We start from the raw sequence: 26,054 nt of genomic DNA, 5'->3' as shown, positions 1-26,054 counted from the left end.
GAAAGGAAAGTAGATGAAAAACTGGGCATCTTGTGTTGTCCCCTTGAACGCGACCTTGGCACAGGGAATTGACATCATTGACAAGTCGGGGCTCCAAATTGGCTTGGTCGTGGATGAGGAGGGGCGGCTGCGTGGCACTCTGACAGATGGTGACATCCGCCGAGCGCTACTACGCCGCGAAACCTTGGATACCGCAGTTGCGGGAGTGATGGGAAAGACTCCAAGAGTGGCGTCGCCTGAGTGGGGAACGGAGCGGCTTCGGCATGTGATGGAGGAGTTTCGGATTTCGCATCTTCCTCTTGTTGGCGCCGACGGCAAGCTGGTAGGGCTGAAGACATTACACGACCTGCTGGAGCGTGAGCTGGTCGATAATCCTGTGTTTTTGATGGCGGGTGGTTTTGGAAAGCGACTGCATCCCCTTACTAATGACTGCCCCAAGCCTTTGCTGAAGGTTGGCGAGAAGCCGATTCTTGAGATCATTCTTGATAGTTTTATCGGCGCCGGTTTTCAGCGGTTTTACATTTCGACCCATTATTTGCCGGAAATGATTCGATCGCATTTCGGAGACGGTTCGAAGTGGGGGGTGAAGATTAGCTACGTATACGAGGAGGAGCCTTTGGGAACGGGTGGGGCGCTAGGACTCTTGCCACACGACGAAATCAATCTTCCCATGGTGATGATGAACGGGGACTTGCTCTCTAATCTTAATTTCCGCGGGCTTCTGGATTTCCACGAAACGCATAGTTGCGCAGCCACGATGTGCGTTCGCGAGTATGAGCACCAAATTCCCTATGGCGTGATTGAAAGCGAAGGGCACCTCATTCGATCTATGGTGGAAAAGCCAAAGCAAAAGTTTTTTGTTAATGCGGGTGTTTATGTGTTGTCGCCTGAATTGGTGAGAAGCGTATCGCCGGGAACCAAGGTTGACATGCCCACGCTACTTGAACAGTCTATTCGGGGCGGTGCGGAAGTGGCTTCCTTTCCGGTTCATGAATACTGGCTGGATATTGGACGCATGGAGGATTTTAAACGCGCGCAATCCGAATTCGGGAGCCTGCTGAAATGAGCCGGGTGCTCGCGCTGATCCCTGCTAGGGGTGGGTCCAAGCGCGTCCCACGCAAGAATGTACTGGAGCTCGGCGGTGTGCCACTGATCGGTTGGTCGATCAGCGCAGCACACATGAGTGGCATTTGCACGGACGTGGTGGTCTCGACTGACGATCCTGAAATTGCAGAGGTGGCGCGCGAACTAGGCGCTTCAGTGCCCGAGCTTCGGCCGGCTACCTTGTCGACCGATACGGCGGGCAGCGTGGATGTCGCGGTTCATGTCCTGGATCGTTATGAGGAAGAGCACGGCATGGCCGATGCCTTGGTTCTTTTGCAACCCACGTCTCCGTTCAGGTCGGCTGTGGCGATTCGGGAGGCGATGCGTCTGTTCGAATACCACGATATGGCGCGGCCGGTGGTCAGCGTTGCGCCGGTTTCCACGCATCCAGCGTGGAGCTTCCGCTTAGAGGGTGAAGGGATGTCGCCTTTGTTCGGATGGGAGGCGCTTTCGGGCCGTAGCCAAGATCTGGAACCGATGTGGACGCTGAATGGTTCAATCTATATCGTACCGCCTAGTCGTTTACGCCGTGATCGAGCTTTCGTGACCCGGGATGTCTTGCCTTTTAAGATGTCAGGCGCTATTGATGGCGTCGATATCGACACGTGGCTGGACTGGCGCTTCGCAGAAAGTCTCATTGACCAGGAGTTAGTGACTGTGCCGACAGTGACGAGACGCTAACTCTTTTTTCGCCGTTAGCCCCCCACCAGTGCTATCACTAAATGGGGGCTTTTTCTATGCGTTTTTAGTCATGCGAGCGACGGCGCCTTTCACCGCAAGCGATATGCCCGTTGCGCAATAGAAGCCGCCATTGATCTGCGTCTTCTGAATGACCACGTCACGGAAGCCTCTGAAAAGGGTCATATCTGGTTTGACAGCCTCAACCCAGAATGAGTCCAACCCCCCTTGGAAGGCCAGGCCAGGCATGTTGTAGATGGCATGACCTAAAGTGATCGTAGGGCGACCATGGACAATCGCCGAAGATCCAACTGTACTGTTTACCGTGACCACGCCGGCAGTTTTTCCGAGTAATGCGGGCAAGTTGCCACTCTCCAGAAACATAACACGTTCAGGAATATTCAGGCGTTCCGCGGCTTTGTGCAGGATCTTCCGATAATCCACAAGGCCTGGGTCCAGGGGATGAATCTTCACTGCAAGACGGCTGGCCGGAGGAGCATGCTGGGCGAAGGACGCCAGCGTTATTTCCATTGCGTGCGCCATATCTCTAAAGGGCGAATGATGAACAATCTGCGCATCGTTGGCTAATTGCAGGGGCAGTAGAAAAAATGGATGCTCCGTCGATTGTGCAATCAGTTGTGCCTCACATTCACGAGACTGCCGCGCGTAGCATTTCACGCGGATGCCACGATGCAAATAGCCCAAGTATTCTGTTATCGGGCTGTAGGGCACATGGCTGCGTACCCCGCGATGCAGAATGGGATTGAGGCCTGCCCAAAAGTTGTATCCTACGTCGTAAACTGCGCGCTTCCAGAACGCCGATTGGAACGGTTGGCCATTGTTGAAGTGCGGTGTATGCCGGGAATGCGCTCTATACCAATCGGGGTCACTGGGCAACGACGAGTTTCCGTTAACGCCCCCGCGTTCCAGAGTGATCCAATAAGGGCGGAAATACCCTTCTTCAAAAACGTGCACTGTGATATTGAGTGAGCGGGCTAATGCGATAGCCGGTTGGTGAACCGGACGGCAGTCTCCAAACACGACGATGTCCGTGATGCCCAATCGCTCAAACTGGTCGGCATAAAAGGAGGGTAGGGCGTCCATCGGGCCACGATAATTAATCGCTTGGCCTAGCCGCCAGTACATACGGTCACCCACGGTGTAATTGACTTTGGATACACGGTGTCCAATTGATTTCAACGCGAGCCCGAGCTCAGAAAAAAATGGGGAACAGACCCCTTGCAAAAAGAGGTAATGCCGGGTCATGTGTACATTTCGCTGGCAGTGGTGTCAGCGTGATTTTTGAGCCGCAGTTTGAAAGACATCGTGATTCTACTGATAATTAGCGTTTTAGGAAGAAACCCGCACGAGCCCAGAGTCTTATTTTGTGCAGTTGGCGACGACTAAAATTCATATGCAACGACGCGCCCCCCGGCTCCGCTGAAAGCGCATCTCGACGCTTTACCAACTGCCTGATCAAAGCCTCGCATGTTGTATAGCCTTGTAGATTCCAATCCCAATATATTGGGTAATGCACTAGGGCTCCCGCAACCAACTCGTGAAGCGTTAACTTACGGTCTCGTCGTGGGATGGAGAGCATATCAACAGTCAAGCCCCAGCCTGCGTAAAACGGACGGCCGTAGACGGTGACCCGCTTGTTTCGTAGTAGCGCGTCAAATCCCGTAAGAGATGTCATCGTGTGCACTTCATCACAGGCCTCAATGCAACTGATAATCGACACAGTTGTTTCAATGGCGTTTGCGTATCGAAGGGCATCGGCGCCATGCACTTTGCCATTTCGGTTTTTGACTGCGACATCGGGATGCGGTTTATAGACAATGAACGCGTCCGGGCAAGCGACGCGAACTTGAGCGAGCAAACCGAGATTGGTTCGTACGGATTCACAGCCATGCACTACCGATGCATCGTCTTCAACCTGGCCGGGCACGAGGACGACACGTTGCTTGCTGACAGCCCAAGCAGGGGCCTCGCGACGCTCAATGTTGTACTTGGTGATTCCGTGCTCGACGATTAGGTCCTGGACGATGCGAGCCTGTCGCAGGTCTTTAGCGTCAAAGGTGCGGGTGTTCAGCAGATACTCAAGATCACTTTGTGTACGTGGATCAAAATAAATGCCTCGTCGGTCAAGGACAAGTGATCCGGGCGGAACGAAATCCGAGCCTAAGCCAACAGAGCGAACGAAGCCGTCCTCCATCCTGAGCAATGTCGCGCCGGTTTTTGTCGCAAGGGCTTCGACTTCTGGTTTGACGTTTGCACCCCAGATGATGAGGCGATCAGATTTTGACGGTTGCAGTTGAGCTGCCGCTTCGGCGTGCGGAACAAAGTATGTCGACTTAGGATCGCTATGTAGAAATGGGCGGACGTTTTCGGCCTTCCAGCGCCGGTAACCGATAGCAATGCTGCGGCCCGTATTGCGCGCCGCGTGGGCTCTTTGGACTTGCAACCATTCAATGACGTCGAAGATCGTGCCACGACTTCCTGAAACTGGATTCAGATAGCGCGTGTAGTGTAGATAGGCCGCAGCAAATAACTCGTCAATGCTTCGGTGTCGTTGCCGTTGATTCGAGTGCTGCTCATCTTGAGTTGCGCCCCATCCCGCATACCAGGGCATTCCAAAACACGACACGGGGGTGCCTGCGAGTAGCGCTTCGAAGCCGAGATGCGACGTCACCACATAAACACGGTCCATGTGCGCGACAAGACTCATTGGGTTGATGGGGTCGCGTAGTAGTACCGTCCGTGCGTCAGCATCTGAATTGCTGAAGTATCCACGTTTCACCTTGTCGCTGACTTCGGGGTGAGTCTTGATGTAAAGCGTTGCATCCGGGTTCTCTTGTCTGGCACGCGCGAGCATCAGCCGGAATGTGGCTTCATCAGCCAAGCCGTGAGTGATACCGGCGTCACCTCGTGTTTGATCAACGACCAGGATGCGTGGACGCCCCCGCGACAGGCGGGAAGGATCCAGATCGGGTGCAAGGTTGTACTTGCTGAGCTTTGCGCGTTGAACCAGTTCTCTTGCGTGCTTGGCGTCGGCGCCGGGCCCGGCTAGCAAGTCAACATCGGAAGCTAGCAGCTTTTCCAGTGTTGACGGAGCGCTGGCGGCATAATAAATGCCGTCTTCATCAACCACCAGCGATAAGCTGGGGTGCTGCTTACCATGTCGGAGTGACCGGAGAAATCCATCTTCCAAAGTCACAAATGGCAGATCGTGTCGCGCAGCCCATTGCCGTGGCCGCACGGTGCTGGGGCGGAGCCCCCATCCCGCGATTTCGGTCACGCCTGCGGGCACGCGACGAGTACCGGGTCGTAGCCATACGATGGGCTTGCCGAGTAACGCCTGTATGCCGGGCAGGCGAGACAGTGTTCGGGAGAAAGTGCCGTACAACTGAAGTCCTTGAATGTGAGTTAGGGTCAAGCACTACGGAGATCATCCAGTCGATGCCAGGAAGTTAGGCGGCGCGATTGCGGATTGCCGCGGCAGAGGCGTCGTTAGGATCTATCGAAGTTTTGCGAACTCGGTGATCGTCGACCGAATCTGCTCTTCCGTATGCATACAAGAAATAAAAAACCGTAGCCGTGCGGCCTTCTCCGGCACAGCCGGATAAAGAATCGGCTGCACGTTTATCCCTTGCTTGAACAATTCGGCCGAGGCGCGCGTCGCCTTCAACGAACTCCCCGTAATCGCCGGCACCACGGCCAATCCTGTGCTCGTCCCGGTGTTGATGCCGGCTGCTTTGGCCTGTTCCAGAAAGAACCTGCCCCGTGCCTGCAGCGTCGCGACGCGATCCGGCAGTTCCTTCATCCGCCGCAACGCCGCCAAGGACGCTGCCGCTACGCTGGGCGGCATGCCGACGCTATATAGAAATCCGGGCGCCAGGAACTTCAGATGTTCCACCAGCGCCGTTTCGCCGGCGATATAGCCGCCGCAGCCTGCGAGCGTCTTGCTGAGGGTGCCCATCCAGATGTCGACGTCCTTGCCGTCCATGCCAAAGTGTTCGCGGATGCCGTAGCCGCGCGCGCCCATGACACCGAGAGAATGAGCTTCGTCGACCATCAGGAAGGCGCGATGGCGCTGCTTGATTTCGACGAAGCGAGGCAGGTCGGGGTAGTCGCCGTCCATGCTGTAGATGCCTTCCAGCACGATCAGGACGCGTTCGAACTGATGGCGTTGCTCTTGCAGGATCGCGTCGAGGGTTTCCCAATCGTTATGGGGGAAGGGCAGGCGGCGCGCGCCGGACAGCTGGATGCCTTGCAGGACGCTGTTGTGGATCAGCTCGTCGTGCAGGACGAGATCGCGTGGGCCAAACAGATAACCGATGGTGGAAACATTGGTCGCGTGACCGCTGACAAAGGTGATTGCGTCGTCGACGCCGTAGAGGGCGGCGATTTCGGTTTCGAGATCGCGATGCACCGGGCGTTCGCCGGAGACCAGGCGGCTGGCCGAGACGGAGGTGCCGTAGCGGTCGATCGCGGCTTTGGCGGCGGCGGTGACGACCGGGTCGCCCGACATGTTCAGGTAGTTGTAGCTGGCGTAATTGATGTAGCCGCTACCGCTGATCTGGGTGCCGGCGCCCGCTGTGCCTTCGTGCAGTTTGAAGAAGGGGTTCTTGACGCCGAGGCGGCTCGCGCCGTCGTTGATGATGCGCAGCTGCTGGTAGCCGGGATGCAGGTGGAACCGGTAGTGTTCCTCAGGGATTTCGGCTTTCTTTTCGGCGGGGCGCGCGGGCGCCTGGCCCGCGGGTGCGGCGGCCAGGCGCAGTTTGCGCTCCAGTGCTTGCTGGATGAGTCTGTCTTTGATGCCAGTGGCAAGGCCGGGTAGCTTCTTTACTGTACTCACTTCTTGCCTACTGGATCATGCGTTGCTTGGGAAGGCTGCCGTTGAGTTTGATTTCATCGACGAATTCAGACACCGAGGCAGACGTGACCTCGGCAGCGTGGTGGGCGACGACTTGCTGAACGCTGGCTGCGACGGCGTCGCCAGCCTCATGTTCGTCGCGCAGCAGCAGCACCAGCCGTTCGGCGAGCTTGGCCGGCGTGGGGCTCTCATTGAGCGCCATGACCGGCAGACGGATGCCGAATCGGTTCTCCAGTGCCATGACCAGCTCCACGCCCATGAGCGAGTCCAGCCCCATGTCGTAGACCGATCGAGTCGCTTCGATCTTGTCGGGCGCCACGCGCAGGATTTCCCCGATCTCGGCCTTGAGCATTTCGGTAAAGCGTTCGTGCAGGGCGGCATCGTCAAGCGTGGCGATCAGGTGGGCGATGTCGTCCGCGTTACTGTCGTCGTCACCGCCGTCGCCGGCGTGGCGGGCAATGTCGGAGAACTTGGGCAGGCCTGCGGTGGGCAGGAAGCGGCTCAATGCGCGCCAGTCCAGTTCCAGCACGCCGAGGCCGGAAGCGTTGGACGCAATCATGGCACCCAGAGCGTCCAGGGCGACCTGGGACGCGAGCGCGCCACCGCCCATGCGGCCTTGCAAGGCCTCCTTGATTTTCTCATTGCGAGCCAGGAAGCCGACGTCATCGATCGCGCCCCAGCGCACGCAGGTGGCGGGAAGGCCTTCCGCGCGGCGTTGGGCGGCCAGGCGTTCCAGCCAGGCGTTGGCGGCGACGTAATTGCTTTGTCCCGGGTTGCCGAACAGCGTGGTGGCAGAGGAGTAGCAGATGAACAGATCCAAGGGCAGGCCACGCGTAAGTTCATGCAGGTGCTGGGCGCCCAGCACCTTGGCGGCCAGGGTGCGGTGGATCTGCTCGGCCGTGGCGCTGCGGGCCAGGCCGTCGTCGATGACGACGGCAGCGTGGACCACGCCCTTTAGCGGAGGCATCGTGGCTGCCGTCTGCGCCAGCACGCTGGCCAGCGCGGCGCGGTCGGTGACGTCGCATGCCGCTGCGTGCACGCGCACGCCCTGGGCTTCGAATGCAGTGATGGCAGCCTGCGCGGCCTCGCTGGCTGGGCCGCTACGGCTGATCAGGATCAGGTTGCGCGCGCCGTGATCCGCCAGCCACTGCGCCGTACGCAGGCCGAAACCGCCCAACCCTCCGGTAACCAGGTAGCTGGCGTCGGCCGGCAGCGTCAGGCCGCTGGCGGCTTGCGTTGCGGCCTGATGGACGCTGCTGATGCCATTGCGGTAGGTAACGACGATCTTGCCGATCTGTCTGGCTTGCTGCATGTACCGGAAGGCGTCAACGATGTCGTTGGCGTCGAAGACGGTGTAGGGCAGCGGATGCAGCGCGCCTTGACGGAAGAGCGCCATCATTTCCGCGAACAGGCGCTGGGTGAGTTCGGGGCGCTCGTTCATCAACTGATCGGCGTCTATGCCGAAGTAGCTGATGTTGTTGCGGAAGGGGCGCAGGCCGATACGGGTGTTCTCGTAGAAGTCCCGCTTGCCCAATTCGAGGAATCGGCCGAACGGCTTGAGCACGCGCAGGTTGCGGTTGACGGCTTCGCCCGCCAAGGAATTGAGCACGACGTCCACGCCGCGGCCGTCGGTGTCGGCGAGGATTTCGTCAGCGTAGGACAGCGAGCGGGAGTCGTAGATATGCCGCACGCCCAGCAGGCGCAGCAGGTCGCGCTTTTCGTCCGAGCCGGCGGTGGCGTAGATTTCCGCGCCCAGCCATTGGGCGAACTGGATGGCGGCTATGCCGACACCGCCCGCGGCGCCGTGGATCAGGATCTTCTCGCCTTCTTCCAGGCGCGCAAGGTGATGCAGTGCGTAGTAGACCGTGAAGAAGGTGCTGGGGATGGTCGCCGCAGCTTCGAACGAGAAGCCATCGGGTATATGCGAGATGGCGCTGGGGCGGGTCAGGACGCGGTCGCCGAAGCTGGCCGGGCCGAAGCCGACCACGGCATCGCCTTCCTTGTAGCCGACGGCATCGGGGCCGACGCGAGTGACCGTGCCGGCGAATTCCAGGCCCAGCGTCGGGCCGGCGAACCCGTTTTCGATGGCCTCGTCGGACAGCAGGCCCAACGCATACATCACGTCGCGGAAGTTCAGGCCCGTGGCTTCGATCCGCACTTCCAGCTGGTCGCCGGCGGGCGCAGGGGCGGCGCAGGCTTCCCAGCGCAGGTTGCGCAATTGCCCGGGGAACTCGAAGCCCAGGCGCACGGCCTGCGCCTCGGCTGCTGCGGGGGTTGCGGCGGCGGGGCGGGAGACGACCCGCAAGCGCGGGACATACCGTTCGCCGCCGTCACCAAGCAGCACCTCGTCTTCGTCGTCCGCGCAGGTCAGTTCGCGGGCCAGGGCATCGGCCATGCGACCGGCCTGCGCCAGCGGCACGTCAACCATGCGGATACGGAAGTTGGAGGCCTCGTTGGCCAGCGTGCGGCCATAGCCCCATAGCGACGCGTCATTGAGCGCATGCATATTGGCGGCTTGCGGCTCGGCGCGCAGATACTGAGCGGCGTCGGCCGTGATGAGCCATACCGTTGCCGGCACTTGCAGACGTTCGCACGACTGGATGATGGCGGCAGCCAGGGCGCATCGTTGCGTCTGCTTTGCCAGCAGCGCGTCCGGCGTTTCGTGCGTATCTGTCCAGGCCAGGCGCTGCAGGTGCACCACGTGCTGTACCGGGCCCGCGGCATCGTCTGCGAGCAGGCTGTCCAGTGTCTGCGGCGTGACGCCGGTTTCCAGGCGGACCCGATGGCCGGCGGCGCTCAGACTGGCCTGCAAGGCTTGGGCGAGGCCGGCGCCTTGTTCAGGATTGCGATCGGCCAGGATCAGCCAGTGAGCGGGCTCGCTCGTCGCCATAGCTGGCGTCGCAACAGGCTCAGCGTCCAGGCGGGCGGTCAGCAGGTAGGCGCCGGTGGCCGGCGATTGCGTGAACTCCAGGCAGTCGCCGCACAGCAGGCCGAGGGTTTCAAGCTCTGCCTGCCAGAACCCGGCGGGTTGCTGAGTCGAGAGTTGTTCGCCTTGTTCGCCAGCTTGCCACCATTCCTGACGGCCGCCGAAGACGAAATCCGCCCACGATGCCGGATGAGCGCCGCAGAACAACAGGATGCCGCCGGGGCGCAGGCTGGCGCGGGCGTGCTTGAGCGCCTTGCGGGTCACGTCCAGCGTATCGAAGTCGGAATGGAAGATGACCAGATCATGGCACGGGAGCGCGCCTTCGGCCGCGTCGCCGATAGGCTGGATGCTGGCGTTGGGGTAGCGCTCGGCATGCTGGTGGCTGACGTGCTCCAACATATCGGCGTTGGTCGACGCGTAGCAATAGTCGGCCACATTGAAGTCGAGCGTATCGCAGCAACTGAAATTGAACAGCGGCGCGGCCCCGCTCACTTCCATGACCGCCAGGCGCTGGCCGGGCAGGCGCGCGGCCTGGGCCTGAGCCAGTGCGGCGCGCAGGGACGTGCCCAGGCGTTGGCCGCTGGCGGCGCCCAGCAGGCTGTGGTTGATGACGGCCGGCGTGGTGGCGCGCGGGCAGATATCGTCAAAGGCGGCTTCGCCGCGCAGCAAGGCGGGCAGGTGCAGGCCGATCCGGCCGACCGCGTGGACGATCTGCGCATAGTCAGGATACTCGCGCAGCAGCGTATTCCAGATGTCGCTGGTACCGCCTTCGCCGCCGTCGCTGGCGGGCAGGTCCAGGCCGGACGCCTGGGCTTCGACATAGCCAGCAGCGGTAAGGCGATCGACGATGTGCTGCAGGAGCGGCGCGGATTCCGGCGCATGGCGGCTCAGTTCGGTGATCAGGGCCTGGGGCACATGCTTGCCGTCAGGCGCGATCTCGCGCAGCGCATCAAGCGCAAAGCTGTAGCACAGGCTTTCAAGGAGCGGATCGACCTCTTCCGCGTAGCGCGCGTGCGACCCGCTGTCGCGGCATTGCTCGATAGCATCAGCCAACGCGGCGCGCAGTCCGGTGCCATCGATAGGATTAGGGCCAAACGGCGTCTGCGGACGCGGCGTGGCGACGGTGTCAAGAAAGCTCAGATGGTCAGCCGCGGGTTTGCGCAGGCGGATGCTGCGGAAGCGGGCCTGTTCCACGGCGGCGATCTGCACGCCTTCGGCGTTGTAGAGCTCGAAGCTGGCCGTGAGGGAATGCGGCGCGCGGCGTTCCAATCGTACACGCGCCGCGGCGGGCTGGCCGGCGTTGGCGCGCAGGCTCAGGCGTCCGATCTTGGACGGCACGTAGGCAATGCCAAGATGCATCGCCGGGTCGTTCCTGAGCAATTGGATGATGAGCTGGAAAGCGCAATCCAGCAGGGCGGGGTGCAGGCGCGTGGCGCCGAGTTCGCCAGCAAGGCTGGGGTCCGCTTCCAGCACGGCGAGCGCGCTGGTGTCGGATTCCAGCCACCCATGTTTCACTGCTTGAAAGCCCGGGCCGTAGTCCAGGCCTACCGCGCGCGTCAGCGCGTTGTGGCTCTCGCCGGTGAAATCGGGCGGACGCTCGGGCAACAGCAACGCCAGCTGCGTAAGGCGGGACAGGCGGGGCTCGCGCAGCAGGCGGCCGCTGGCGTGCTTGACCCAGGGCTCGGTGCTGCCGGAGTCTTTGGCAGTGATGCGGAAGCGGCCGTCGCTGTCATCGAGCAGGAAGCGCGTGACCTTGCTGGGCGCGGCGTTGAGCAGCAGCGGCGCATGGATCTCGAGTTCTTCGAGTTCGGCGCCGTCGCCGTCTTGCCAGCAAAGCGCGGCCGCCAGGGCGATTTCGGCGAAGCCCGTGCCGGGAAAAACGACTGCGTCGCCGACAACGTGGTCAGCCAGCACCGGGTGGGATTGCGTATCCAGCCGGTTTTCCCAGGTGTGCTCATGCTGCTGCATGGGGTAGCCCAACAGCGGGTGAACCTGGCGGCGCGTGAGCAGGCCGAGGGATTCGGTGGTAACGGGATGCCAGTAGCGTTCGCGCTGCCAGGGGTAGGTAGGCAACTCGACCGGGGATCCGGTCCAGGGGAACAGCGACTGCAGGTCCAGATGGCCGCCGCTGACGATAACCTGGCCGGCGGCGTTCCAGATCTTTTCGGGATCGTCTCCGCCGCGAGTGGCGGTGCTCAACACGCGGCCTTGCTGGTCCGCGGTCTTGAGGGCGTCATTGAGATACGAACGCAGTACCGGATGGGGGCCGACTTCAACATAGATATTGTTGCCTTCGGCGGTCAACTGGTTTGCGGCCTGCTCGAAGCGAACGGCCAGGCGCACGTTGCGCCACCAGTAGTCGGCGGTCAACTCCGCGCCGTCCAGGAGCGCGCCCGTGACCGTGGAATAAAAAGGCACGGCGCCCGAGCGCGGCTGGATGTCCGCCAACGACTCGCGGATTCCGGCTTCGATGCTATCCATCGCCGGACTATGGAAGGCGTAATCCAGATCCAGGCGGCGATGGAACAGCGATTGTTCCGCCAGCGCTGCCTCGAGCACGTCCAGGGCTTCGGGAGATCCGGCGACGGTGGCGCCGCGGCTGCTGTTGAAGCCGGCCACGCACAGGTTGGCGCCGAGCTTGTGTTCCGTAATGAGCGCCAGGGTTTCTTCGCCGCTGATGCCGACGGCGGTCATGCGGCCCTGGCCCCTGGTCTGGCCTTGCAGGCGGCTGCGCTGGAAGATGACGCGAACCGCGTCGGGCAGGGTCAGCGCGCCACTCGCCCAGGCGGCGGCCACTTCGCCGACGCTATGGCCGATCACCGCGGACGGCACGACGCCGCGCTGCGCCAACATGCGGGTAATGCCGACCTGCAGGGCGAACAGCGCCGGCTGGGCGACTTCGGTGCGCACATAGCGGTCGTCGCCGTTTTCACCGGCGAGTTCCTTGCGCAAAGAGAAGTCGGCATAGCCGGAGAACAACGAGTCCACTTCATCGATGGCTGCAGAGAAGACGGGATCCGCAAGCAGGCGGCGTCCCATGTTGGCCCACTGCGAGCCATTGCCGGAATAGACGAGCACCGGGCCGCGAGCGGCGGGCAGAGCGCTGCCCTCGACGACGCCGGATTTAGTGTCGCCGCCCTCTGCAAATTGCTGCAGCAGGTCGGCGACGGCGTTGCATTGGGTGCCGAAGACCACGGCGCGCTCGTTGTGCCAGTCGCGGCGCATGGCGGCGTGGTACGCGGCGTTGTACAGGAACTTGGCGGGCTGGTCGCGCAGGGTCTGGGCCATCAAGCGGGCTGCGTCTTTCAGGGCCTGGGCGGACTTGCCCGAGACCACGACGGGAATCGGCGCGGTCTTTGCCATCTTGCCTTCGGCGGCAGGACTTGCGGGCGCGGCGCTCTCGAGGATTACGTGAGCGTTGGCGCCGCCAAAGCCGAACGAGTTCACGCCCACCACCAGCTTGCCGCTGGGGCGCAGCTTGCGGTTCTGGGTGACGACGTCCAGGTTCCAGTCCTGGAACTCGATTTTGGGGTTGAGGGTCTTGATGCCGATGGTGGCAGGCACTTCCCGATGCCGCAACACGTAGAGCGCCTTGACCAGCCCGGCCACGCCCGAAGCGGCCTCCAGGTGGCCCAGATTGCTCTTTACCGAGCCGATGGGCAGGGGAGTCTGCTTGCCGCGGGGCTGGCCCAGCGCCAGCCCGATCGCGCGCGTTTCGATCGGATCGCCGACCGCGGTGCCCGTGCCGTGCGCTTCGAGGTAGTCGATATCCGCAGGCGAAATGCCGGCCTGTTCGTAGGCCTGGCGCATCAGGGCGGTCTGGGCGTCGACGCTGGGGACGGTCAGGCCGGACTTGCGGCCGTCCGTATTGACAGCGGTACCAGCGACCACGGCCAGGATATTGTCGCCGTCGGCGACGGCCTGGTCATAATCCTTCAGCAGGAACACGCCACCGCCTTCGGAACGCACGTAGCCATCGCCCGACGCATCGAAAACATTGCAGCGGCCGCGAGGCGACAGCATGGACGCCTTGGAGAAGGTGATGAATCCGTAAGGATGCAGGTGCAGGCTGACTCCGCCCGCCAGCGCCTGGGTGCATTCACCGGAAACGATTGCGCGGCAGGCCTGGTGGAATGCGACCAGGGATGACGAGCAGGCGGTGTCCATGGCGATGCTCGGTCCGCGCAGGTCGAAGAAGTACGACAGCCGGTTCGCGGCGATGCTGGCGGTGTTGCCGGTCGCCATGGAGGCGTCGACGGCGCCCAGGTCTTCGGCCATGCGGTAGGCGTAGTCGGAACTGGCGATACCGATATAGACGCCGCAATTGGAGCCACGCAGGGTGGACGGCGGGACGCCTGCATCTTCCATGGCTTCCCAGCTCATTTCCAGCAGCAGGCGCTGTTGCGGATCCATCAAGGCCGCTTCACGCGGGGAAATGCCGAAGAACCCGGCGTCGAAGCCGGCGACATCTCCAATCGAACCCGCGGCGAAGGTATAGGCGGTGCCGGGATGCTCCTTGGCGGGGTGCAGGTACGCGTCGCTGGACCAGCGGTCTTGGGCGACCTGTGTCACCAGGTCGCGGCCTTCAAGCAGAGCTGGCCAGTAGCTGTCATTGGTGGTGCTGGGGAATCGGAACGAAAGTCCGATAACGGCAACGCGCTTACGCATGCAGTGTCCTTCTAGCCCGTCGAACGGCGGCGGGAAATGAAAAGTGCGGTGGAATCGTCAGGAGTATCGAAATGGCGGGCTCCGGCGGCAGGCCGGGAACGTGACGCGCGCCGATCGGTCAGGCGCGGATGCTCTGGCCCGAAATTGAGAGAAACTCCTGTCTTGCCGCCGCTTGAAGGGCTTTGTCGCCGCGTGTATTAACCGTGCGCCGCTGAAGGCGCTTGCTTGTATTGCTTTGCATTTTCATTTCTTATGTGTCGATCGTCGCCGGCAGTCGGGCCTCAAGGCACATTGACACCGGGGGGACGCTGCTGCGGTCCGACCGTCGTGCCAGATGTACGTAGGCCGTTGTGACATATGAAAGTTTTACTATGTGTATCAGGCGCAGCCGTCGCTGCTGCTGCATGGATGAGACGGGCAGGGGCTTGCCCGAATTGCAGCTTCGAAATGCCTGTCCCCGAAAAGTATCCCGGCCGCGAGTATATCAATCAGTTGTAACAATTTCGGAGCAAAGATAATCAAAACGCTTCAACACCGCAAAATAAAGTCACCCCGGCGGTTTTGACCTGAAAGGTTTGCAGGAAATGGTCAACAATTATCGTAATACTTGTATCCGGGGACGATTCCTGCGTCCGCAATACCTCCCGCCCGTCATGTTTCGAGCGTCGGATGCGACGGATTTGCGGTGCTGCGGCGCCCCGGCGGCGAGGCCGTTCCGGAACGATCCGGTCAAGGCGCGTCGCAGAGGGGAATCGGAGGGATGCGCTTGGGAGGCGTGGGAATGCGCCAGGTGGCTCGGCGGCGCAGGGCGCCGAACAGCTTCAGGCCTTGGGCCCAGTCGCCCAGGCCGCTGTCCGCGTTGATGTGGCCGGCGCCCGGCAGCACGACGAACCGGCTGCCCCAGTCCTGGGCGAACGCGCGGGCACGCTCCAGGCGACAGTAGGGGTCGTTGTCGCTGGACACCACGACGCTCTGGAAGGGCAGCGGCTGGCAGGGAACCGGAGCGAAGCCTCGCAGGCAATCCGGCGTGTCGGGCCGCTCCACGTCGGCGGGCGCGACCAACAAGGCGCCAGCGACCTTCGCGCGCAAGGGGATGGGCAACGCGGCGCTAATCAGGCAGCCCAGGCTGTGGGCGATCAGCAGCACGGGGCTGCGCGCTCGGTCGACCTCGGCGGCGAGCGTGGCAATCCATTCAGGCGCGGCGGGATTTTCCCAGTCCCGTTGTTCAATGCGCACCGCGTGAGGCAGCAGTACCGCCCAGCGGGATTGCCAGTGTTCGGGCCCGGAGTTTTTCCAGCCAGGGACGATAATCGGTTGGAGTCTCATGGCGGCCATGATGCCGCTCGTGCCTTGTCGCGCAAACGAATAAATGGTCTTTTGCATATATCGCCGCAGGCATAAGCCAGGCCGGAATGGATGCCGCGGCGCAATAAGCGGAAGGCGCCGGAAACTGGCATGGCGCAGGCCCTAAAACGGGCGATTTTTCAGTGTATGCTTGCCGTGCAATCGCAATGCAACCGGGCGTGACCAGGGCCGAAACCCCTGCAAAGGGCAGTCCAGCAGGCATGCTTGGCCTGGAGATGATCCGGCGTCCGCTACGGTGCAAAAACTAACGATTACAAATCATTAGAGGAGTCCACACATGAAGCCAGTATTTCGTCTGACCCCGGTCATTGCAGCGCTGGGCGTCGCGGCCGGCCTGGCGTTTGCGACGGGAGCGCAAGCACAAACCATCAAGATCGGCGTCGTCGGCCCCACCACCGGCGCGGTCACACAGTATGGCGATATGGTCCGTGAAGGGGTCGATACCGCGGTCGAGCGCATTAACGCCGCTGGCGGCATCAATGGCAAGAAGCTGGAAACCGTCGTCATCGACGACGGCTGCGAACCCAAGCAAGGCCCGGTCGCCGCCAACCGCGTGGTCAATAGCAAGATCGGTTTCGTCGTGGGCCATGTTTGCTCGGGCGCCACCATCGCCGCCGCCGACGTCTACAACAACGAAGGCGTGGTCATGGTTACGCCGTCGGCCACGTCGCCGGCGCTGACCGACGGCAAGAATTACGAGTTCATCTTCCGCACCATCGGCCGCGATGACCAGCAGGGCCCTGCCGCTGCCAAGTTCATCCTGGACAAGATCAAGCCCAAGAAGGTCGCCGTGCTGCACGACAAGCAGTCGTATGGCCAGGGCATCGCCACCGCGGTCAAGAACGATCTGGAGAAGGGCGGGGTGGCCGTCGCCGTGTTCGAAGGCATCAACGCCGGCGACAGCGACTACTCCGCGGTCATCACCAAGCTCAAGAGCCAGGGCGTGGACTTTGTCTACTACGGCGGCTACCACCCCGAAATGGGCCTGCTGCTGCGCCAGGCGGCCGAACAGGGCGTGAAGGCCAAGTGGATGGGTCCGGAAGGCACGGGCAACCCGGACATCAACGCCATTGCAGGCGACGCCGTCGAGGGCATGTTGCTGACGTTGCCGGCCGACTTCACCCAGAATGCCGCCAATGCCGACATCGTCAAGGCCTTCGAAGCCAAGAAGCGCAACGCCAGCGGCGCCTTCCAGATGACCGCCTACACGGCGACCCAGGTCATCGCGGATGGCATCAAGGGCGCGGGCAGCGACGACCCGACCAAGGTCGCCAAATACCTGCACGCCAATTCCTTCGATACGCCGATCGGCAAGGTGTCCTGGAACAAGCAAGGCGACCTGACGAATTTCCAGTTCGACGTGTTCACCTGGCACAAGGACGGATCCAAGACCGTCTACAAGTAAATCTGCCCGTGGGCCTTGCGCCCACGACCCCGGCGGAACCACTTGATGGTCCCAGGTAAACCGGGCCGGAAGCAATAGTCTTCCGGCCCGGTTTTCGTTTGCATGCCGTGCCGGGGAACCGGCTGTGGGCGTCCCGGTCGAACGCCCGCCCGCTGTGTTTGCGTAGAATGCGGCGCCATCGATCTCACTTTTTCTGTCTGGACACCATGACCAAGGCCTTGTTAGTCGAAGACGATCCGAAACTGTCGCGCCTGATTGCGCAGTTCCTGGAGCAGCACGGGTTCAATGTCGCCCAGGCCTACCGCGGCGATCACGCGGTGGAGGCTTTCCGCAGGCACGATCCGGCCATCACCATCCTGGACCTGATGTTGCCCGGCCGCGACGGGCTCCAGGTCTGCCGCGACCTGCGCGCATTTTCGTCGGCGCCCATTCTGATGCTCACGGCCCGCGAGGACGACCTGGACCAGATCCTGGGCCTGGAGTCTGGCGCGGACGATTACGTGATCAAGCCCGTGGAGCCCCGCGTGCTGCTGGCGCGCGTGCGGGCGCTGCTGCGGCGGCACAGCCAACTGGACGAGCCGCCGGAGCGCCTGGAGTTCGGGCCGCTGACCATAGACCGGCGCACGCGTGCCGTGGTCCATGCGGGCTCCGAGGTGGACCTGACCACGATGGAGTTCGAGATGCTCTGGGCCCTGGCCAGCCAGGCCGGCCAGGTGTTGACCCGGGACGACCTGCTCAACGCCGTGCGCGGCATCGAGTTCAATGGGCTGGACCGCAGTGTCGATGTCTGCGTCAGCAAGCTTCGGCGCAAGCTGGATGACGATCCGCGCGACCCCGCGCGCATCAAGACCGTGTGGGGCAAGGGCTATCTGTTCTCGCCCAAGGCGCACGAGGGCGGTGATGCTTAAGTTTGTCCTGCGGCTGTTCGTGGTGCTGGCGGTGGGCTTCGTGATTTCCAATGAAGTCGTGGACCGGTCCGCCAACTACTTTTTCGAACCCGTCAGCGACGCTTATACGCGCGAAGCGGTGCGCGGCCAGATTCACAGCCTGGTGCAGGAACTTGCCCGCCTGCCGCCCTCGGAGCGCGAAGCGCATGTGCGCGATGCGCTGGCTCCTTACTATGGCTTGGCGCTCAAGGTGGCCGACGCGAACAGCTACGGCGCTACCCAGGAAGAGCGCGCCATGGTGGATTCCGGCAGTTTCTTCGTGCGGGACAAGCAGCAGACTTTCGTGGCAGCGATTCCCGGGCCGGGCAGCCAGTGGCTGGAGGTCAAGCTCCCGCCCGAACCGTCCATCGGGCCGTGGTTGATGGCGGCGGTGTATTCCGCCTTGGGCTTGCTGCTGTGCGCATTCATGCTGGTTTGGGCGCTGCCCATATGGCGCGACCTGGAAGCGCTGAAAACCGCGGCCCAGCGCATGGGGCAGGGCGATCTGCAGGCGCGGGCGCGCTTGTCGCGGCATTCCAGCATCCGGAACCTGGGCGATACCTTCAACCAGATGTCCGACCGCATCAGCGCGTTGGTGGGTAACCAGCGCGACCTGACCAATGCGGTGTCGCATGAGCTGCGCACGCCGATTGCGCGCCTGTCGTTCGAACTGGACATGATGGACCGCGAGGACGACCCCGCCGCGCGCAGGCGGCTGGTCGAAGAAATGAAGAGCGACGTGGCCGAGCTGGACGCCATGGCCTCCGAATTGTTGATGTATGCCCGGCTCGAACACAAGGGCGACGGCGTGGCGCTGCAAGCGCAGGACGCGCGCGGCTGGCTGGATTCGGTGGTGCAGCACGCCGGATTCGAGGCTGGAGTGTCGGGTGTGCGTTGTGAGGTCGCGCTGTGCCAGGTGGCCGAAGTGCACCTGCATCAGCGCTACATGACGCGCGCGCTCCTCAACCTGCTGCAGAACGCCATCCGGCATGCCGGGCGCCAGGTGCAGGTCAGCCTGATCAGCCCCGGCGTGCGCGAGTATGTGTTGATCGTGGACGACGATGGCCCCGGCATTGCGCCTGCCGACCGCGAACGCGTCTTTGAACCCTTCATCCGCCTGGACGAAAGCCGCGACCGCGGCACGGGCGGGGTGGGGCTGGGCTTGGCCATCGTGAGCCGGGTGGCCCGTTGGCACAATGGGACGGTGCAGGCCAGCGATAGCCCCTTGGGCGGCGCGCGCTTCGTGATCAGCTGGAAGACCGTCTGACGGCTGCCGCGGCCGCGCACAACGTAAACAAACTTCACAAACCGCCGCCGCAATCTTCACAAACTCCATACAAAGCGGGAAAGATCGCGGGCAGGCGCGTGGCTAGCATGACGGCAGTTCTCCACAGAGGCATTGCCGCTAGCCATGTTTTCCCTCAGCCGCCTGGTTGCCGTTGGTATGTTGCTGGTCGCCGCGGGCGGTTGCCAGGGCGTGCCTCCCGGCGCGCCGCCCACGATCGCCCAAGGCGACTACGATGCGGTCGTTGGCTATTTGGCAGCTCGCATCCCCTACGACATGAACGCGTCAAGGGTGCCAGGACTGTCGATCGCCATCGTGGACGACCAGCGGGTGGTGTGGAGCACGGGATTTGGCTACGCGGACCCTTTGCGCCACCGTAGCGCGACTAGCGACACGCTGTACCGCGTAGGCGCCATCACCAAGATCGTTACCGCCGCCGGCGTCCTGCGCGCCGCCGATGACGGCCGGTTGGCACTGGACCAGCCCGCCTCGCAGGCGCTGCCCGACTGGGACATCCAGCCCCGGCGTGGCGCCATGCAATGGCTGGGAGCGCATCCCTTCACTGCGCGCAATCTGCTGGGCGTGCATCCCTATTCGCTGGAAGACACCATGGGCCGCGCGCGCGCCGACATGGCTTATGCGCTGCTGGGCGACATGGTCGCGCATGTGGCCCGCGAACCCTTCGACACCTATGTGCGCCGCACGATCCTGCAGCCGCTCAACATGCCGCGCTCAGGGTTCCATCCCAGCCCGCGCATGCTCGAATTGCGCGCCGCGGGTTACCGCCGCGGCGAGCCGTGGACCGAGGCGCCACAGCCCAACGAGACGGCCGATGGATTGTGGCTCAGCACCTCGGAGATGGCGCGCTTCTCGAGCATGTTGTTTGGCGACGGCCTGTTCCAGGGGCGCCGCGTGTTGAACGCCGAATCGGCCCGCGCAGTGCTCGACCTGGAGACGGTCGACGACGGCCTGGCGCTGGACTGCCGCTTCGCGCTTTCGTGGCTTGCGGCGCCTTGCGGCGAGGACGTCGCCGGCGGGTCCTTGCGCCAGCACAGCGGCGCCACTGAAGCCTTTCATTCCCGCTTTGTGCTGGCGCCGCGCGACAAGCTCGCGGTGCTGGTCATGAGCAACTCCGACACCAGCGAGCCGCTGGTGGCCTCGGTGTCGGCGATGGCGATGACACTGATGCGTCAGGCCAAGCAAAGCGCAATCACCCAATAGTTCGAGCCGCGCTCGGCTCGCTGGTTTTACACCCCTCAACCTCGTTTCTTGGAAGCAGTTATGAAGCGAAAATTGCGTTCTTCCCTGTTCACACGCGGCACCGGCGCCGCGTGCCTGCTGGCATTTATCCCGGGATTGTCCCTGGCCGATGACGCTGCTACCAGTTCCGTCTACGGCCAGCGCGGAGCCAGCTCGCGGGGGTTGACCGTCGCCACCGGAGAGGGGGCGGCCGAAGAATGGCTGTTCTACGGCACGCTGGGCGCCGGCTACGCGCCGCGCTACAGCGGGAGCGACGAATACTCCGCGGTGCCCATCATCGGCCTGGGCGTGCGCAGCCCCGGCGGCTTCTTTCTCAGCACCGACCACGGATTGGGTTGGGAGACGCAGGCGTTGGACAGCACTTTCCGGTTCTACCTGGCGCCCAGCGCGTCACGCAAGGACCACAAAAAGGGATTCGAAGGATCGGACAAGCTACGCGGCATGGGCGACATCAAGAGCCGGGCGCAGATCGGCATGGACGCGGAAACGACGCTGGGTCCGGTGACCCTCTCGGCGACGATCGCGCATGCATTCAAAAAGGGCGATGACCGGGACGTGGGAAGCGCCTACACGATGTTCAACCTGGGAGCGAGCACGACGGTGTACGAGGGCAGCGCCGGGGCGATATCGCTGGCCTTGTCCAGCACTTTCGGCGACGGCAACTACATGCGCACCTGGTATGGCGTGAGCGGCAAGCAATCAGCGAAATCCGGCTACCGCAAATATAGTCCCACAGGGGGCCTGGAAAGCGTGGCCCTGGGCGCGACCTGGACAGTGCCGCTGGGCAAGTCCTGGGCCTGGACTACGGCCGCGGAAGCGCGGCGCCTGTATGGCGACGCGGCCGACAGTCCTATCGTGAAGGACCGCGCGCAGTACACCATTGGCACCATGGTGACCTACTCGTATTGATCGGGGAGAGCGGCCCGCTCCCGGACGGGGGGGCGGGCAAGACGGAACCGGGCGGGCCGTGCCGCCGGTTCCGTTGGCGGGGCGTTACAGGCCTTGCACGCGGCGGCCGCTATCGGCCTCGAACCAGTGCAGCGGATGGCGGCCATCCGGACCCACGTTGACGCGGTCGCCGACCTTGGCCGACGATTCCGACAGTTGGCGGGTAGTGCAACGCACGACCAGCATGGACTTGCCGCAGCGGCAGTGGACCAATTGTTCGGAGCCCAGCGTTTCCACCATTTCGACCTCTGCCGGCACGCCTTGCGTGTTCAGCAGCATGTGCTCGGGGCGCATGCCCATGATGACCTTGCGCCCGCGCACCTGCGAGGGCACCTGCAGCGGCGAGATGTCCAGCGCCGTGCCGTCCAGGGTCTGTAGCGTGCCGTCGCCCGCGACATTCACTTCCACCAGGTTCATGGGCGGCGAGCCGATGAAGCCGGCGACGAAAGTCGAAGCCGGTTTCTCAAATACTTCCATCGGCGTGCCGATCTGCTCGGGCACGCCCTGGTACATGACGATCATGCGGTGGGCCAGCGTCATGGCCTCGACCTGGTCGTGCGTCACGTACAGGCTGGTGGTGCCCAGGCGGCGGTGCAGCTTCATGATTTCCAGACGCATCGCCACGCGCAGCTTGGCGTCCAGGTTGGACAAGGGTTCGTCGAACAGGAAGACCTTGGGTTCACGCACGATCGCGCGGCCCATGGCCACCCGTTGGCGTTGTCCGCCAGACAGCGCGCGCGGGCGGCGGTCCAGCAGATGGCCGAGTTCCAGGATCTGCGCGGCGACGTCCACGCGCTTTTTGATCTCGTCCTTGGAGAACTTGCGGATCTTCAAGCCGTAGGCCATGTTCTCGAACACGGTCATGTGCGGGTAAAGCGCATAGTTCTGGAACACCATCGCGATGTCGCGTTCGGCGGGCTCCAGATTGTTGACGACCTTGCCGTCGATGACGATTTCGCCGCTGGTAACGGTTTCCAGGCCGGCGACCATGCGCATCAGCGTGGACTTGCCGCAGCCCGACGGGCCGACGATGACGATGAATTCACCGTCCTTGACGTCCATGTCGATGCCATGGATGACCGGCACGTTGCCGGCGTAGGTTTTCTTGACGTTGCGGAAGCTGAGAGTAGCCATGAGTTATTCGTGTTCGGAGTCGTGTTCGGGTGGGCGGCAAGCCGCAGGCGCGGCGTGGGGGGCCATCATTTTTCAGTGTCGACCAGGCCCTTGACGAACCATTTCTGCATCAGGATCACAACCAGCGCGGGCGGGATCATCGCGAGCATGGCGGTGGCCATGGTGATGTTCCATTCGGTCACGCTGTCGCCGCCGCTGATCATCCGTTTGATGCCGATGACGACGGGGTACATGTCTTCCTGCGTGGTGACCAGCAGGGGCCACAGATATTGGTTCCAGCCGTAGATGAACTGGATCACGAACAGCGCTGCGATGCTGGTCTTGGACAGCGGCAGCAGCACGTCGCGGAAGAAGCGCACCGGGCCTGCGCCGTCGATCCGCGCGGCCTCGATCAGCTCGTCCGGCACCGTCAGGAAGAACTGGCGGAACAGGAAGGTCGCCGTCGCCGATGCGATCAGCGGCAAAGTGAGCCCGGCGTAGCTATTGAGCAGCCCCAGGTCGGCCACGACTTTGTAAGTGGGCGCGATGCGGACCTCGACCGGCAGCATCAGGGTGACGAAGATCATCCAGAAGAAGAACATGCGGCCGGGGAAGCGGAAGTACACCACCGCGAAGGCCGACAGCAGCGAGATGGCGATTTTGCCGATGGAAATCGCCAGCGCCATGATCAGGCTGACGTACATCATGCGGCCCACGGGCGCGCCCGAGGAGCCGCCGGACGAGCCGCCGAACAGCGCCTGCATGTAGTTGTCGACGAAATGCTTGCCGGGGATGAGGGACATCGGCGCGGAAGCCACTTCCTGCGCGGTCTGGGTGGACGCGACGAAAGTGACGTAGAGCGGAAATGCCACCATCGCCACGCCGCAGAGCAGAATGACGTGGGCCAGAATATCCAGCCAGGGACGGCGTTCAACCATTGTTTGTAGCCTCGGACAAAATCAATACTGCACTTTGCGGTCGACGTAGCGGAACTGCACGACCGTCAAGGCAATCACAATGAACATCAGAACCACTGACTGGGCTGCGGACGAACCGAGATCCAGGCCGCGGAAGCCGTCGCTGTACACCTTGTAGACCAGGATGGAGGTCGACGTGCCGGGACCGCCTTGCGTGGTCGTATCCACCACGGCGAAGGTGTCGAAGAAGGCATAGATGATATTGACCACCAGCAGGAAGAACGTGGTGGGCGAGAGCAGCGGAAACACAATGCTCCAGAACCGGCGGGACGGGCTGGCGCCGTCGATCGCGGCGGCTTCGATCAGCGAGCGCGGAATCGACTGCAAGCCGGCCAGGAAGAACAGGAAGTTGTACGACACCTGCTTCCACACCGCGGCGATCAGGACCAGGGTCATGGCCTGGTTGCCGTCCAGGCGAGGGTTCCAATCGACGCCGGCATGGCGCAGCGCCACGGCCAGGATGCCGACGGAAGGCGAAAACAGGAACAGCCACAGCACGCCGACGACGGCGGGGGCCACGGCATAGGGCCAGATCAGCAGCGTCTTGTAGAGGCCGGCGCCGCGAATCACGCGGTCTGCCATGACGGCCAGCAGCAAGGACACGCCCAGCCCGACCACCGCCACGAGGATCGAGAACACGGCGGTGACACGGAAGGAATCCAGATACGCCTGTTGCGAGAACAGGTCGATGAAGTTGTCCAGGCCGACGAACTCGGACGACAGTCCGAAAGCATCTTCAAGCCGCAACGATTGCCACATGGCCTGGCCGGCCGGCAGGAAGAAGAAGACCACGGTAATGATGATCTGCGGCAGGAGCAGCAGATAGGGCAAGGTCTTGTGCCCGAATACAACGCGTTTTTCCATAGGGGGAACCCAAGGTACAGAAAAGCGGCGGTTGGAGTAACCGCCGCCTGAAACCGCCTTCGTAAAATACGACAGGCTTAAAGCCCTAAAAAAGCAGGGCCTTAAGCCTTGTACTGCGTGGTGCGAAAGAGCCCAAGTCCTTGTTACGGCATGGAAAATACCGATTGACAGGACCGGGGCCGTATTTCAGAAGGGCGTTACTTTACACTCTTCTCAAACTTTTCCAGCAGTTCGTTGCCGCGCTTGACGATGCTCTCGGCGCCGTCCTTGGCGCTGACCTTGCCCGACACGATGCGTTCGATTTCAGCGTCTTCGATTTCACGGATCTGCGGCAGGAAGCCCAGGCGCAGACCGCGCGATTGCGCAGTGGTTTCAACGTTCAACTGCTTGACGCCGACTTCGGTGCCCGGGTTCTTGTCATAGAAGCCATCTTTCTTGGTCAGCTCGTAAGCGGCCTTGGTGACCGGCACATAGCCGGTCTGCTGGTGCCAGCGAGCGGCGATTTCCGGGCTGGCCAGGAACTTGAAGAAGGCGGTGACGCCCTTGTAGGTTTCGGGCTTCTTGTTGGCGAAGACCCAGAGCGAAGCGCCGCCGATGATGGTGTTCTGCGGCGCGCCTTGCACGTCGGCGTAATAGGGCAGGGTCGAGGTGCCGAATTCGAACTTGGCGTTCTTGGCGATGTTGGCGCGCAGGCCCGAGGAGCCGGTGATCATCGCGCACTTGCCGCTGATGAACAGCGAGTTCGGCTCGTCGCCGCGTCCGCCGTACATGAAGATGCCTTCCTTGCCCAGCTTGGCCAGGTTTTCCAGGTGGCGCACGTGCAGCGGGGTGTTGATGGCGATGCGCGCATCCAGGCCGCCAAAGCCGTTGTCCTTGGTGGCGTAAGGCACGTTATGCCAGGCCGAGAAGGTTTCCAGCTGGACCCACGACGGCCAGGACGTCGTGTAGCCGCATTCCTGGCCGGCGGCCTTCAGCTTCTGGCCGGCGGCGGCCAGCTCTTCCCAGGTCTTGGGCGGCTTGTCGGCATCCAGGCCAGCCTTCTTGAAGGCATCCTTGTTGTAGTAGAACACCACGGTCGAGCTGTTGAAGGGCATCGACACCAGCTTGCCGTCGGCCGACGAGTAGTAGCCAGCCACGGCCCCGATGAATTCCTTGGGGTCGATCGGGTTGCCGGCTTCTTCGGACATCTGTTGCACCGGCTTGATGGCGCCCTTGGCGTACATCATGGTCGCGGTGCCGACTTCGAAAACCTGGAGGATGTCGGGAGCATTGCCGGCGCGGAACGCGGCGATGCCGGCGTTCATGGATTCACCGTAGTTGCCCTTGTAGACTGCCTTGACTTGGTAGTCGGGGTTCTTCTTATTGAATTCGTCGACCAGGCCGTTCACGCGGTCGCCCAGCGCGCCTTCCATGGAGTGCCAGAATTGGATCTCGGTGGCGGCATGCGCGGACGCGCCCGCGAAGGCCGTCATGATGGCGGCAAAGGTTAAGGCAATACGGTGGGATCGCATAGAGAGGTTCCTCCAGTTGGGCGTGACGCGGCCGGGTTGTCCGAGCGCGGAAAACACGACACCTTATGAATTGTTTGTGACAAAACCGTGACTTTCACATCACTCTAAACGCCTGTCAAATTGCGCGTTTTAGGCGCGAACGAACATT

Annotated in this window: 16 protein-coding genes; 7 read left to right on the top strand and 9 right to left on the bottom strand. The window is 62.5% G+C overall.

Annotation, left to right across the window (positions count from 1 at the left end):
• Positions 1 to 13: 13 nt before the first annotated feature.
• On the top strand, positions 14 to 1,066 hold the full coding sequence (locus tag VCS63_RS14855; protein WP_323880200.1) for a nucleotidyltransferase family protein: 1,053 nt from the start codon (positions 14 to 16) through the stop codon (positions 1,064 to 1,066).
• On the top strand, positions 1,063 to 1,785 hold the full coding sequence (locus VCS63_RS14850) for an acylneuraminate cytidylyltransferase family protein (protein WP_323880198.1): 723 nt from the start codon (positions 1,063 to 1,065) through the stop codon (positions 1,783 to 1,785). Before VCS63_RS14855 ends, VCS63_RS14850 begins: the two co-directional genes overlap by 4 nt.
• Positions 1,786 to 1,839: 54 nt before the next feature.
• Here VCS63_RS14850 and VCS63_RS14845 read toward each other — a convergent pair whose 3' ends face one another.
• The 5 genes from VCS63_RS14845 to VCS63_RS14825 all read right to left on the bottom strand — a co-directional run bounded on the left by VCS63_RS14845 (position 1,840) and on the right by VCS63_RS14825 (position 15,578).
• The gene (locus tag VCS63_RS14845) at positions 1,840 to 3,048 is read right to left on the bottom strand and encodes a capsular biosynthesis protein (RefSeq protein WP_308022132.1); all 1,209 of its coding nucleotides are present in this window, start codon (positions 3,046 to 3,048) and stop codon (positions 1,840 to 1,842) included.
• Positions 3,049 to 3,124: 76 nt separating this feature from the next.
• Positions 3,125 to 5,080: a capsular polysaccharide biosynthesis protein gene (locus VCS63_RS14840; protein WP_416379196.1), complete on the bottom strand. Its 1,956-nt coding sequence runs from the start codon at positions 5,078 to 5,080 to the stop codon at positions 3,125 to 3,127.
• Between the two features lie 219 nt (positions 5,081 to 5,299).
• Positions 5,300 to 6,640 (bottom strand): aminotransferase class I/II-fold pyridoxal phosphate-dependent enzyme, encoded by a 1,341-nt coding sequence (locus VCS63_RS14835; protein WP_323880196.1) that lies wholly within the window; start codon positions 6,638 to 6,640, stop codon positions 5,300 to 5,302.
• 7 nt (positions 6,641 to 6,647) lie between these two features.
• Positions 6,648 to 14,252 carry a type I polyketide synthase gene (locus tag VCS63_RS14830; protein ID WP_323880194.1) on the bottom strand — a complete coding sequence of 2,535 codons (7,605 nt, stop codon included), beginning with the start codon at positions 14,250 to 14,252 and terminating at the stop codon, positions 6,648 to 6,650.
• A 729-nt stretch (positions 14,253 to 14,981) separates the two neighbouring features.
• The gene (locus VCS63_RS14825) at positions 14,982 to 15,578 is read right to left on the bottom strand and encodes an RBBP9/YdeN family alpha/beta hydrolase (RefSeq protein WP_063640890.1); all 597 of its coding nucleotides are present in this window, start codon (positions 15,576 to 15,578) and stop codon (positions 14,982 to 14,984) included.
• Between the two features lie 316 nt (positions 15,579 to 15,894).
• On the opposite strand from VCS63_RS14825, the gene VCS63_RS14820 reads away from it, so the two are divergent.
• The 5 genes from VCS63_RS14820 (at position 15,895) to VCS63_RS14800 (ending at position 21,402) form a co-directional block, all read left to right on the top strand.
• Entirely contained in the window at positions 15,895 to 17,022 is a 1,128-nt protein-coding gene (locus tag VCS63_RS14820; protein ID WP_063640554.1) for a branched-chain amino acid ABC transporter substrate-binding protein, read from the top strand.
• A 206-nt stretch (positions 17,023 to 17,228) separates the two neighbouring features.
• Complete coding sequence (locus VCS63_RS14815; RefSeq protein WP_063640555.1) at positions 17,229 to 17,930, top strand: response regulator; 702 nt, start codon at positions 17,229 to 17,231, stop codon at positions 17,928 to 17,930.
• Entirely contained in the window at positions 17,923 to 19,215 is a 1,293-nt protein-coding gene (locus tag VCS63_RS14810) for an ATP-binding protein (protein ID WP_323880192.1), read from the top strand. The genes VCS63_RS14815 and VCS63_RS14810 overlap by 8 nt, the downstream gene beginning before the upstream one ends.
• Before the next feature lie 144 nt (positions 19,216 to 19,359).
• Positions 19,360 to 20,454 (top strand): serine hydrolase domain-containing protein, encoded by a 1,095-nt coding sequence (locus VCS63_RS14805; protein WP_323880191.1) that lies wholly within the window; start codon positions 19,360 to 19,362, stop codon positions 20,452 to 20,454.
• 60 nt (positions 20,455 to 20,514) lie between these two features.
• Complete coding sequence (locus VCS63_RS14800; protein ID WP_112965609.1) at positions 20,515 to 21,402, top strand: MipA/OmpV family protein; 888 nt, start codon at positions 20,515 to 20,517, stop codon at positions 21,400 to 21,402.
• Positions 21,403 to 21,486: 84 nt separating this feature from the next.
• Here the strand turns inward: VCS63_RS14800 and VCS63_RS14795 are convergent, their stop codons facing one another.
• The 4 genes from VCS63_RS14795 to ugpB form a co-directional block, all read right to left on the bottom strand.
• Positions 21,487 to 22,575 carry a sn-glycerol-3-phosphate import ATP-binding protein UgpC gene (locus VCS63_RS14795; protein WP_063640559.1) on the bottom strand — a complete coding sequence of 363 codons (1,089 nt, stop codon included), beginning with the start codon at positions 22,573 to 22,575 and terminating at the stop codon, positions 21,487 to 21,489.
• Between the two features lie 65 nt (positions 22,576 to 22,640).
• Positions 22,641 to 23,492 (bottom strand): sn-glycerol-3-phosphate ABC transporter permease UgpE, encoded by an 852-nt coding sequence (ugpE, locus tag VCS63_RS14790; RefSeq protein WP_013393954.1) that lies wholly within the window; start codon positions 23,490 to 23,492, stop codon positions 22,641 to 22,643.
• A 21-nt stretch (positions 23,493 to 23,513) separates the two neighbouring features.
• A complete protein-coding gene (ugpA, locus tag VCS63_RS14785; RefSeq protein WP_042793664.1) occupies positions 23,514 to 24,395 on the bottom strand; it encodes a sn-glycerol-3-phosphate ABC transporter permease UgpA in 882 nt (293 codons plus the stop codon).
• Positions 24,396 to 24,592: 197 nt separating this feature from the next.
• Positions 24,593 to 25,906, bottom strand: a complete 1,314-nt coding sequence (ugpB, locus tag VCS63_RS14780) for a sn-glycerol-3-phosphate ABC transporter substrate-binding protein UgpB (RefSeq protein ID WP_149064501.1) — start codon at positions 25,904 to 25,906, stop codon at positions 24,593 to 24,595.
• Between the last annotated feature and the right edge of the window lie 148 nt (positions 25,907 to 26,054).

The sequence above is a fragment of the Achromobacter sp. D10 genome (genome assembly GCF_035282245.1).
GTDB classification, from domain to species: Bacteria; Pseudomonadota; Gammaproteobacteria; order Burkholderiales; family Burkholderiaceae_B; genus Achromobacter; species Achromobacter insolitus.
Note: the sequence above shows the minus strand (reverse complement) of the source record. Positions and strands in the feature narration are given on the sequence as shown.

Coding starts and splice junctions, on each gene's coding strand:
- ugpE (WP_013393954.1), bottom strand. CDS start 23,492: ATGGTTGAACGCCGTCCCTGGCTGGATATTCTGGCCCACGTCATTCTG.
- VCS63_RS14815 (WP_063640555.1), top strand. CDS start 17,229: ATGACCAAGGCCTTGTTAGTCGAAGACGATCCGAAACTGTCGCGCCTG.
- VCS63_RS14845 (WP_308022132.1), bottom strand. CDS start 3,048: ATGACCCGGCATTACCTCTTTTTGCAAGGGGTCTGTTCCCCATTTTTT.
- VCS63_RS14795 (WP_063640559.1), bottom strand. CDS start 22,575: ATGGCTACTCTCAGCTTCCGCAACGTCAAGAAAACCTACGCCGGCAAC.
- VCS63_RS14805 (WP_323880191.1), top strand. CDS start 19,360: ATGTTTTCCCTCAGCCGCCTGGTTGCCGTTGGTATGTTGCTGGTCGCC.
- VCS63_RS14800 (WP_112965609.1), top strand. CDS start 20,515: ATGAAGCGAAAATTGCGTTCTTCCCTGTTCACACGCGGCACCGGCGCC.
- VCS63_RS14855 (WP_323880200.1), top strand. CDS start 14: ATGAAAAACTGGGCATCTTGTGTTGTCCCCTTGAACGCGACCTTGGCA.
- VCS63_RS14825 (WP_063640890.1), bottom strand. CDS start 15,578: ATGAGACTCCAACCGATTATCGTCCCTGGCTGGAAAAACTCCGGGCCC.
- VCS63_RS14850 (WP_323880198.1), top strand. CDS start 1,063: ATGAGCCGGGTGCTCGCGCTGATCCCTGCTAGGGGTGGGTCCAAGCGC.
- VCS63_RS14820 (WP_063640554.1), top strand. CDS start 15,895: ATGAAGCCAGTATTTCGTCTGACCCCGGTCATTGCAGCGCTGGGCGTC.
- ugpB (WP_149064501.1), bottom strand. CDS start 25,906: ATGCGATCCCACCGTATTGCCTTAACCTTTGCCGCCATCATGACGGCC.
- VCS63_RS14830 (WP_323880194.1), bottom strand. CDS start 14,252: ATGCGTAAGCGCGTTGCCGTTATCGGACTTTCGTTCCGATTCCCCAGC.
- ugpA (WP_042793664.1), bottom strand. CDS start 24,395: ATGGAAAAACGCGTTGTATTCGGGCACAAGACCTTGCCCTATCTGCTG.
- VCS63_RS14810 (WP_323880192.1), top strand. CDS start 17,923: ATGCTTAAGTTTGTCCTGCGGCTGTTCGTGGTGCTGGCGGTGGGCTTC.